Genomic DNA, 7,945 nt, shown 5'->3' with positions numbered 1-7,945 from the left:
GTAAACGCCATGAAAGCACATCCATGTGCAAGCATGGCTTTCATTTCATCCATGAAATGAATTACTCATCAATTGCTTATTTTCAGGGCGTGATGACGGGGGAGGGTGTTAAACGTGAGATTGGTACTTGGTCTTGGCATATTAAAGCTAGTGACAAAGCATATTTAAACTTACACAGATTTCATAGTTAATTTTTCTTGACTATGAGATGTAAATTATTGACTCTTATATAAAATAAAAATAAGGAAGTTTCGGTTTAATGGACAATAAAATCTTTTTAGATAGGCCTATATTTGTTTGGATTATAACGATATTAATATTGTACTCTGTTTTTTGTTTTTCTTTGGAAACACTACCTAATCTAAGCGCCGATACAAGACTGTTTTTAAAATATTCAGAAATAGTCGTTGTAGTAATTTTTACCTGCGAATACTTCATACGCATTTTATTATCCCCGAAGCGCCTAAGGTTTATTTTCAGTTTTTATGGTCTTGTCGATTTAATCGCTATCCTGCCTTTCTATTTAGCTTTTGCTATTGATTTACGCAGCTTTAGGCTAATCCGCTTATTGCGTTTGATTAGAGTATTAAAAGTTGCACGATATAACTCAGCATTACAACGCTTTAGCAAAGCTCTATTTTTAGCTAAAGAGGAGTTGGCTATTTTTACAGGTTTGAGTTTGATCTTGCTCTACCTTTCTGCGGTGGGCATCTATCATTTTGAGCATGTAGCTCAACCAGAAGTATTTAAATCTATTTTTGATAGTCTTTGGTGGTCAGTTGCTACATTAACTACAGTCGGATATGGTGATATCTACCCTATAACAATAGGTGGACGCTTTTTTACTTTCATTATTTTAATGATTGGATTAGGTCTAGTTGCGGTTCCAACAGGTATTGTTGCGTCTGCACTTTCGGCCGTTAGAAGGCAGTCTGAGTAAAAATAGTATAACCTTATTCAAGGTTTTGTCGCTCTGGCGAAGGCTGCCGCTGACCCCTATCCGAACTCTCTGTAGGAGATGGCTTCAGCCACGAATTATTCTACACCAGTGATAGAGTTAACCATCGTAGGCGCTGAGCTTGCTGGCGCGTGTGGTTTGTAAGTTGGGCTTTAGCCCAAAAAGTTGTATTACCTTGGCTGATGGTTTTTACTGCTAACTTGCTAACTTGCTAACTTGATGACTTGCTAACTTTCTATATATAATCTTACTTGTGCAAATACGCACATAACTTGTTTGTTATTAGCTATTTTCTTCTATCCAGGTACGCGCTATTCTGATGTCATTCGATAATGGAATTAATAACACATGCTTAAAAATACAAAATCTTCGTACGGTGTGGTTGCCATTTTATTACATTGGTTAATGGCGGTAATGGTGATTGGCTTATTTGGCCTTGGCTTGTACATGGTTGAACTTACTTATTACGATAGTTGGTATAAAGGTTCTTTGGATTTACATAAAAGCGTAGGGATCACCTTAGTTGCTTTATTAATTTTTAGATTTGCTTGGCGTGCATTGGGCACGCAGCCTGAGCCAGTAGCTGGCAGCAGTAAAGCGTTAAATAATGTAGCGCATACAGTACATATATTTTTATATCTACTGCTTAGCGTCATTGTGATTTCAGGGTATTTGATTTCTACTGCGGATGGTCGTGCAATTGAGGTGTTTACCTTATTTAGTATTCCCGCAATTGATTTTTCAGTAGCTAATCAAGCAGATATTGCAGGTAAAGTTCACTACTATGTGGCGTGTAGCCTCATAGGATTAGTGGTTTTACATGCTCTTGGGGCGTTAAAACATCACTTTATCGATAAAGATAAAACCTTAGTTAGAATGATAAAACCACAAAAGGATGATTAATAAATGAAAAAAATATTACTTTCAGCTGCAGTAGCAGCAACATTGTTTGGTGCTAATACTGCACACGCTGCAGATTATGTTATTGACACTCAAGGTGCCCATGCATTTGTAAACTTTAAAATTAAGCATTTAGGTTATAGCTGGTTACACGGTCGTTTTAATACTTTTGACGGCGGCTTTAGCTACGATGCAGCTAACCCAGATGCATCACAGATCATGGTTAATATTGATACTAAAAGTATCGATTCGAACCATGCTGAACGTGATAAGCATTTACGTGGTAAAGAGTTTTTAAATGTTGATAAGTTTCCAACAGCGACCTTCAAAAGTACGTCAATTAAGTTTGATGAAGAGGGTGATGAAGCTGATGTAACAGGTGAGTTTACCCTTCATGGTGTAACAAAAACGATTACCTTTGAAATCGATAAAATTGGTGAAGGTAAAGATCCATGGGGTGGTTACCGAGTTGGCTTTGAAGGTGAAACCAGTTTAAAGCTTGCTGATTTTGGTATTGATTACAACCTAGGTCCTGCATCTACACATGTTGATATTGGTTTGTATATTGAAGGTGTGCGTAAGTAAAACCTAACCTGAATTCAGGTTAAATAAATATGCTAATATTGATAAACGCCTCACTCAGTTGGGGCGTTTTTGTTTGCTTGTAAACGTTGCTCTAGTAACGGTTTTAAATTATCTGGTAACCAACGTAATAACACTTCATGGTAGGCTGGTTGTTGTTTTATTTCTTTCAGTGCTGCATTAAGCACTTCAACTTGTGCGATACCTTGCTCGGTATTAGTACAGCCAATATAGCCATAACTCAGATCGGGAGCTTCAGTCAGAGGCAATTGCATTAACTGATCTTCAAACCCCATCGATTTTGCTAAATAGTAATGCTCGCTTGGGTAGCCTAATAAAATATCAATGCGCTTTTTCTTTAACATATAAGTCAAACTGGCAAGGGTATCGCGACCAGGTCGAATAATTATGGATGCGTCGGCACTATTATTAATTACTGCATCAATAGCATTACCGTATGATCGGCTCATAGAAATCCCCAGTGCAAGTTGGTATTGATTGAGTAGGGTTTTCAATGATACAGGTGTACTTGTTTCAAGCTTGAGATGTTGCACAAGCTCTTGGTGAATAGCAATAGAAGGCGATAAGCCAACCGTCGAAGTCTGTTCACTAAAGCTGATGTGTTGTTTGCGGTGCGGGCTTTGGTATAGCGAGAGCATGCAGTAAGTATGATTTGGGTTAGACAGCTCCTGTATTGTGCGACTTGATGGAAAAATAGTACGGTTGAATGTATAGCTAGGAAGCTGTTGTTCTAATAAGGCGATAACACCTTCATCGCGGCCTGTTCCTGCGTATTGATCGTTAAAAATATAATAAGGGGCAAAGTCAGTGACTATCCAATCAATTGTTTTAGCATGCAAAGGAGTGCTAATTAACAATGATAAAAAAGCATAACGAAAGGCATAATGCATTAATTCAACCACAGATAAATTATTAATATACTAAGTGTAGCAGCTGTTGAATAGTTAGCTTAAAAAAAGCAAAACGCCAGCATTAGCTGGCGTCATTTAAATTGCGAGGAAGCAAATCAGTATCGATTAATTGGCTTTTAACCATTTAACAAATTGACGTGCGTCACTTGCTTTTGTAAATAAGGTGTTTTTTAAACCTTGTGTATCAGAAAAAATAACACGTTGTTTATTTACTGAAATTGATTGCACTGGATGTGCGATTTGGATCATAGATCCGTTGTAACTATAAGACATAATAAAACTCACTTTTTTCTTGTTATCTTTAATGTGCGCTAATTTCTTTATTAGCTTTCAAAGCACAATTAGATAGACCGTGTTGTGTTTAGCTTCATTACAGTGTTGACGATCTTTATGACATTTATGCGACTATTTAAAAATATGCCGTAGTCTGAATTGGGGTTCTCGCCGTACAATAACTTAGCTCTATAATATACGTTTTGCGGGGATTACTGGATCAGGGTAAAGAGGTTAACCGCGAGGCTTTTTTAGGACCAAGAGGACAATTTACCCCAGTAATTTTATTTACGCAAGCATTATTTTAACTTTATTCTAGCCATTGTATTTTAACTGCTGTATTTTAATTAGCTAATCTGAAAAAGGCGTTTAGCGGTATTTTAACTGTTGTGCGGTAATTTAACTGTAAATAATAAGATTTGGCTATGGAATACATTATCGTTAGTGATATTTTTGGTAAAACCGCTCATTTGAGTCACTTTGCACGGCAATTTAACGCTAAAAGCATAATTGTCGATCCGTACGATGGGCAATTGCAGCCAGTGATTGATGAGCAATTACAGTATGATTTATTTATCACGGAGTGTGGTCACGATAACTATTTCAACAAGCTTAATACTATTCTTAGTAGAGTAACTAAACCAACTACGGTAATCGGTTTTAGTGCTGGTGGAGCCGCTGCGTGGCGAAGCCAAGCAACTGTGAAAAATTCACAGATAAAAAGATTAGTGGCATTTTATCCAAATCAAGTTCGTCATTATTTAGATTTGTCTGCCAGCGTGGCCTGCGAGTTTATTTTTGCGAAGCAAGAAGAGCACTTTGATATTCATCCTGTGCTCGCTTGTTTAGAGCAGCAAATCAAAGTGCAATGCCAGCGTGCAGACTACGGTCATGGGTTTATGAATCCCTTGTCAAAAGGCTTCGATAGCTTTGGTTATCAACAATATAGCCAATACTTGCTCACTGAAAATAATTAACTGAAATTACTACCTTGTAAAAAATCTTGGCTATACTTATTTTTTTATCCAATAAAATAATTATAAATCATGACCGTACAACTACCTCCATATAGTCACTTTTTATCAAACCCTGTTGCAAAGCCACCATGTCGAATGACTAATGCAAATATGTATGGTTTTTTTGCAAAAATAGATCAGGACAAAGTTCAACAGTATATCGATACAACGCTTAATATTGTTGCAACGGATGAGTTATATTTTAAAGGCATAGGCGAATATGCATTATTAACCTTTACCGACATAGAAAAAATTGCCTCATTAACGCCGCCTTTTAGTGAGCACGGCTGGATGCAAGAGACTGATATTATTATTTGGTTACCAGTTGCAAAGGTAGAAAAGCAAGACAATGATGAAGATATCACTCATCTTTATTGGTATCCGGCGTTTATTTGCGTAAATAATGTTTATGCATTAATAAACGGCAGAGAAACATGGGGTTACAATAAATATTTATGTGATTACCAGATGCCCAGTTCGGTAAGTGATATAACCGACTTTTCAGTTTCACTGGATTGTTTTAAGCATTTTTCGCCAACGTCAAAATTACAATCACAGCATTTATTTTCAGTCGCCAAAAACGTCAAGACGCAAAGCGATGGCTTATTATCTGTATTAGAGGACTTTGGCGAGCATGTCGCCAATTTGTTTGATGGGGATCATATTGGTATTGATTTTTCGCTATTAAAGCAGCTGTTACAGGGTTTTGTGAATCCACAGATGGATCAAATACTATTTAAGCAATTTCCTGACGGGCAAGGCGATAAGGCTGTTTTTCAAGCGGTTATGCATTCTCCTTCAGAAATAAAGAAAATCCATCAATTTAAGCTACTCAGTGGTGCTTATCAGCTACATCTACAGCAACTAGATAGTTTTCCTTTAGCGCAAATGTTTGGTTTACAGCTAGGAGCGCAAGCTGTGTATTTGCCGTTTTATATCAAGATGGATTTTGACCAACTTCAAGCTACACAAATACTCCCTAAGTAAGGATCCATTATGGAGCAAGAAAAAATAGTTATTATAGGCGGTGGTGTTGCCGCAATGACGGCTGCTTTATACCTGACTGAACAACCTAATTGGCAGCAAAAAAGACATATTACAGTGTACCAACAAGGTTGGCGTTTAGGAGGAAAAGGAGCCAGTGGCCGTAATGCTGTTATGGGGCAGCGCATAGAAGAGCATGGTTTACATGTCTGGTTTGGTGCCTATGTTAATAGTTTTAAAACCATTGAAACTGTATACGACAAGCTACAGCGTCCGCCAACGAGTGCACTGAGTACCTGGCAACAAGCACTTAAACCGCATAGTTTTATTGCCCTTGAGGAGCACATTGATGAACAGTGGCAAACGTGGCCTATAGACTTTCCTGTTTTACCTGGCAATCCTGCGAATGGGAGTTTAGATATTACTGTATGGGACTTTGTGAAAATGACCCTTGCATGGCTGAAAGAATGGATACCACAATTTGAACTGGCCGCCAGAGTCCAAGCTAAGAGCACACAATTAACGACAAAAAAACCACGAGATAGATACCTACTACGCCATTTTCATCAACAAATTCAGACCTTGGTTTCTGATGGCAGTGAGGCATGGCAAACGTTTACCAACGATATACAAAATCTCAATCAAGAAATCACTTCAACACCTAGCTTACTTGTCGATAAATTAAATAGCTTTGTGCAAAGTAACAACACACTGCAGCCACAAATTTCTGAGAAGAAAGATAGTTTAGTGATTTGGTATATTGTCAGAAAACTAAAACGCTGGATTAACCAAGAGTTAACCGAGTTACTGGATGACAATGCAGAGTTGAGGCGTATTTATATTTGTGCCGATTTAGCGATAGCGATGCTGGTTGGATTGATTAAAGATAAAGTTTATCGCGATGGTTTTGGGGTCATTAACAAGTATGATTTTCGTCAATGGTTATTAAAAAATGGTGCGAATAAACAATACAGTGTCGATTCTGCGCCCGTGCGTGGTTTTTATGATTTAGTGTTTGCCTACCCACAAGGTGATTTTAAAAAACCAAATGTAGAAGCTGGAGTTGCTGCACTTGCCATGCTTAGAATCGCATTGTGTTATCGCGGTGGGGTAATGTGGAAAATGCAGGCGGGAATGGGCGATGTTATTTTTGCGCCATTGTATGAACTATTAAAACAAAGAGGCGTCAACTTTGAATTCTTCCATCAACTACAGCAACTTACACCTGGGATTGATGAAAGTGGCCAAAACTGTGTTGCTTCTGTGTTATTACAACAGCAAGTGAGTTTAAATAACTCATCAGAGTATCAGCCATTAATTGATGTGAAAAACTTAGCTTGCTGGCCAAGTGAGCCTCTTTATCAGCAGATAAACCACGAGCAGGCTCTGTTACTAAAGCAGAATAATATTAATTTAGAATCATTTTGGAGTGATTGGCCCAGCTGTTACCAAGCACATTTTGGCGCACAACTACCAACTAAAACACTGCAGTTTAAAGATGATTTTGACCGGTTGATCCTTGGGGTCTCAGTTGCTTCATTAGAGCATGTTTGCCCACAATTATTAGCAATAGACGACAACTTTGCTGCTCAGGCTAAAAATGTTCTTTCGGTAGCAACACAAGCTAGTCAGATTTGGTTAAATAAAACAGATCAACAGTTAGGTTGGCAATATATGCCGCCAAGTGAAGAAGGGCCTATTTTGAGTGGTTTTAGCGAACCGTTTGATACTTGGGCTGCAATGCAAAACTTAATTGATAAAGAGCAGTGGCCTGCAAGCAACAGTCCGCAGAATATTGCCTATTTTTGTAGTGCATTTCCTTGTCAAGAGTACCCACCACAGAGTGATCATGGTTTCCCCGCACGGGCAAAAGCACAAGTAAAAACTAACTTAACACAACTATTAACAACTAATATGCAGCCATTATGGCCGTTAGCTTATAACGATAATGACTTTGATTGGTCTATTTTATATACACAAGATGACGTGCCAGAATCAGCGCGCTTAGATCAACAGTACTGGCGAGTGAATGTTGATCCAAGTGAGCGTTATGTGCTGTCGGTTTCAGGTTCCAGTCAATATCGTTTAGCAACTGATGGCACGCAATTTAGTAATTTATTTATTACCGGCGATTGGATCAAAACAGGAGTTAATGCAGGTTGTGTTGAAGCGGCGGTTATGGCTGGAATGCAAACAGCACGGGCACTGTGTGGGTATCCGCAGCAGATCAGTGGTGAAAATGCCTTTGAAGCGCTGTAAAACTAGCTAATTAATGGATAACTTGGCGACTTTAATCAATA

General features: G+C 38.3%; 9 protein-coding genes. 7 read left to right on the top strand and 2 right to left on the bottom strand.

Translation table 11 applies throughout. The features are described 5' to 3' along the window. From H5183_RS21620 to H5183_RS03855, 4 genes are all read left to right on the top strand, one after another. Positions 1–191 (top strand): hypothetical protein (locus H5183_RS21620; RefSeq protein WP_220496251.1); only part of this gene is annotated, 191 nt, incomplete at its 5' end. 68 nt (positions 192–259) lie between these two features. Beyond that, complete coding sequence (locus H5183_RS03865) at positions 260–940, top strand: ion transporter (protein WP_182730989.1); 681 nt, start codon at positions 260–262, stop codon at positions 938–940. A gap of 366 nt (positions 941–1,306) precedes the next feature. Next, positions 1,307–1,861: a cytochrome b gene (locus H5183_RS03860; protein WP_149981004.1), complete on the top strand. Its 555-nt coding sequence runs from the start codon at positions 1,307–1,309 to the stop codon at positions 1,859–1,861. A gap of 3 nt (positions 1,862–1,864) precedes the next feature. Then, positions 1,865–2,443, top strand: coding sequence for a YceI family protein (locus H5183_RS03855; protein ID WP_145233661.1), 579 nt, complete (start codon positions 1,865–1,867; stop codon positions 2,441–2,443). 50 nt (positions 2,444–2,493) lie between these two features. Here the strand turns inward: H5183_RS03855 and H5183_RS03850 are convergent, their stop codons facing one another. After that, the gene (locus H5183_RS03850; RefSeq protein WP_145233663.1) at positions 2,494–3,351 is read right to left on the bottom strand and encodes a TIGR02285 family protein; all 858 of its coding nucleotides are present in this window, start codon (positions 3,349–3,351) and stop codon (positions 2,494–2,496) included. Positions 3,352–3,477: 126 nt separating this feature from the next. Beyond that, on the bottom strand, positions 3,478–3,621 hold the full coding sequence (locus H5183_RS03845) for a hypothetical protein (RefSeq protein WP_182717921.1): 144 nt from the start codon (positions 3,619–3,621) through the stop codon (positions 3,478–3,480). A gap of 449 nt (positions 3,622–4,070) precedes the next feature. Between H5183_RS03845 and H5183_RS03840 the strand changes: the two genes are divergently transcribed. The 3 genes from H5183_RS03840 (at position 4,071) to H5183_RS03830 (ending at position 7,904) form a co-directional block, all read left to right on the top strand. Then, the gene (locus H5183_RS03840) at positions 4,071–4,622 is read left to right on the top strand and encodes a dienelactone hydrolase family protein (protein WP_145233665.1); all 552 of its coding nucleotides are present in this window, start codon (positions 4,071–4,073) and stop codon (positions 4,620–4,622) included. A 69-nt stretch (positions 4,623–4,691) separates the two neighbouring features. Continuing rightward, positions 4,692–5,648 carry an acetoacetate decarboxylase family protein gene (locus tag H5183_RS03835; protein ID WP_182730988.1) on the top strand — a complete coding sequence of 319 codons (957 nt, stop codon included), beginning with the start codon at positions 4,692–4,694 and terminating at the stop codon, positions 5,646–5,648. Between the two features lie 9 nt (positions 5,649–5,657). Beyond that, on the top strand, positions 5,658–7,904 hold the full coding sequence (locus H5183_RS03830; protein ID WP_182730987.1) for an NAD(P)-binding protein: 2,247 nt from the start codon (positions 5,658–5,660) through the stop codon (positions 7,902–7,904). Positions 7,905–7,945: the final 41 nt, after the last annotated feature.

Origin of the sequence: Pseudoalteromonas sp. SR44-8 (assembly GCF_014163635.1) — a bacterium.
Taxonomy (GTDB): Bacteria; Pseudomonadota; Gammaproteobacteria; order Enterobacterales; family Alteromonadaceae; genus Pseudoalteromonas; species Pseudoalteromonas rhizosphaerae.
Note: the sequence above shows the minus strand (reverse complement) of the source record. Positions and strands in the feature narration are given on the sequence as shown.